The organism is Caulobacter sp. P1_B12_2 (assembly GCF_056406675.1).
Genome location: NZ_JBFTZS010000609.1, coordinates 1 through 2,143, shown reverse-complemented (window position 1 = coordinate 2,143; position 2,143 = coordinate 1). Strand labels below are relative to the sequence as shown.

Below are 2,143 nucleotides of genomic sequence, written 5' to 3'. Positions count from 1 at the left end.
CGGCGGGCCCCTCCCTCTCTCTAAGAGAGAGGGGTCTGGTGATCCGCCGCCAGCACCGTCAGCACCTGCTCACACCGAAACCGGAACCCCAGGCTCTCATACAGCGCGATGGCCCCGGCGTTGTGGTCGTAGCTGTGCAGGAACGGCGTCTCGCCGCGCGCGACGATCTTGTGGGCCACGTGAAGCATCAGCTTGGCCGCATAGCCCTTGCCGCGATGGTCGGGATGGGCGCAGACGGCGCTGACCTCGGTGAAGCCTTCGGGCCGCATCCGCTCGCCGGCCATGGCGACCAGGCGCCCGTCGACCTTCACCCCCACGAATTCGCCCAACTGATGGGTGCGCGAGAAGAACGGTCCCGGCGCGGTCAGGGTGGCCAGGGCCACCATCTGCGGCGAGTCGGCGTCGCTCAGGGGCGTGATCTCGAAATCGACCGGCCGGGGCTGGGCCAGGGTCTCGGCGACCATCTGGTTCAGCACCGCGCGGCGCGTCACCACCGTGCCCGGAACCGGCGGCGGATCGAAGCGCTCGACGATCCCCACCTCGCCCGGATGGGCGTGGACCAGGCGGGAGAGGGCGGCCAGGGTTCGCGGCGCGTGGTCGGCCGTGGCGACGAACAGGCCGATATCGGGATCGACCCGCAGGGCGGCGCCGTCGCGCAGCGCCAGATGCGCCTGCCGGCTGGTGAAGGCGTTCCAGACCACGCGGTCGAGAGGATGGGCGGTCATCCTCGCTCCTGGGGGCAATACGCCCCGATCAGGGCCTTTACCGCCCCGACCGCGGCCAAGGCGGGCTTGTCGTCGTCGTCGAACATCTGGCTGGAGGTGAAGACGCCCTCGATCAGCAGCATCATGGCGTCGCCCAGGGTCTTGGGATCGGTCGCGCCCATCTGCACGGCCTTGGCCCGCAGGCGAGCGCGCAGGTCCTGCTTGTGGACTTGCGACACCGCGCGGCCGGCGTTGTCGCGGTCGGGATATTCGACCACGGCGTTGCTGAGTGCGCAGCCGCGATAGTCCGCGCCGCCCGAGCGCGCCGCCAGGCCCTCGAAATAGGCGACCATCTGGGCCTTGGGATCGTCAGGGAACGCCGCCTCGGCCGCCTCGAAGCGGTCCCAGAACCCGACCTCGACCTCGCGCAGCACGGCGGYCACCAGCTCATCCTTGGACTTGAAGCTGCGATAGAGGCTGGGTTTGGTCACGCCGGCCTTGGTGACGATCTCGTCGACCCCGACCGCCCGGATGCCCTCGCGATAGAACAGCTCCCGCGCGGTCTCGAAGATCCGCTCAGCGGCGCGGGGTCCAGCCGCGTAGGGCAGGTGATGTTCGGGCGTCTCGCCCAAACTCATTGGGGCGGGGATTTTTTCGTCGATTTTGGCCATGGCGCTTGACGATGTTACTTACCGGTACGTATGCAGGGCGACAAGCCCCGTACCGATCGGTTACATCGCATGCAGACTTTCATGGCTTTTGGCCGCCGCGCCCTCGGAAACCGCTACGCCTTCGTCGTGGCCGCCGTGACCTTCTTGGCGCTCCTGTCGGCCGCTGGCCTCAGGGCCGCGCCGGGCGTGCTGATCCTCCCGCTGGAAAAAGCCTTCCACTGGGATCGGGCCACGATCTCGCTGGCGGCCGGGATCGGCATCTTCCTCTACGGCCTGACCGGACCATTCGCGGCGGCGCTGATGCAGTCGTTCGGCGTGCGCCGCACGATCAGTCTGGCCCTGGTGCTGATGGCGGTCTCGACCGGGCTGTCGGCCTTCATGACCCAGAGCTGGCAGTATGTGGCGACCTGGGGCGTGATGGCCGGCGTCGGCAGCGGGGCGGTGGCCATGGTGCTGGGCGCGACCATCGTCAATCGCTGGTTCGTGGCGCGGCGCGGCCTGATGCTGGGCCTGCTGACGGCGGCCACGGCGACCGGCTCGCTGATCTTCCTGCCGGCCATGGCCTGGATCGCCGACCAGGGCGGCTGGCGGCCGGTGGTGCTGACCGTCGCGGCTGTCGCCGCGATCATGGCCCCGATCTGCTGGCTGCTGATCCCCGAGAGCCCCGACGCCATCGGCGAGCGCCCGTTCGGCGCGCCCGACGACTGGACGCCGCCGCCCAAGGGCTCGGCCTCCAACGCCCTGGCCGTCGCCTTCGGCGCCCTGCAC

3 protein-coding genes are annotated in these 2,143 nt (G+C 69.6%); 1 reads left to right on the top strand and 2 read right to left on the bottom strand.

What is annotated here, in order from left to right; all coding sequences use genetic code 11:
• Positions 1-20: 20 nt before the first annotated feature.
• Both AC1DZ6_RS23970 and AC1DZ6_RS23965 read right to left on the bottom strand, forming a co-directional pair.
• Positions 21-725, bottom strand: coding sequence for a GNAT family N-acetyltransferase (locus AC1DZ6_RS23970; RefSeq protein ID WP_477099608.1), 705 nt, complete (start codon positions 723-725; stop codon positions 21-23).
• On the bottom strand, positions 722-1,342 hold the full coding sequence (locus tag AC1DZ6_RS23965) for a TetR/AcrR family transcriptional regulator (protein ID WP_477099607.1): 621 nt from the start codon (positions 1,340-1,342) through the stop codon (positions 722-724). Before AC1DZ6_RS23965 ends, AC1DZ6_RS23970 begins: the two co-directional genes overlap by 4 nt.
• 114 nt (positions 1,343-1,456) lie before the next feature.
• Between AC1DZ6_RS23965 and AC1DZ6_RS23960 the strand changes: the two genes are divergently transcribed.
• A partial coding sequence (locus AC1DZ6_RS23960; protein WP_477099606.1) for an MFS transporter occupies positions 1,457-2,143 on the top strand: 687 nt, incomplete at its 3' end.

Coding starts and splice junctions, on each gene's coding strand:
- AC1DZ6_RS23970 (WP_477099608.1), bottom strand. CDS start 725: ATGACCGCCCATCCTCTCGACCGCGTGGTCTGGAACGCCTTCACCAGC.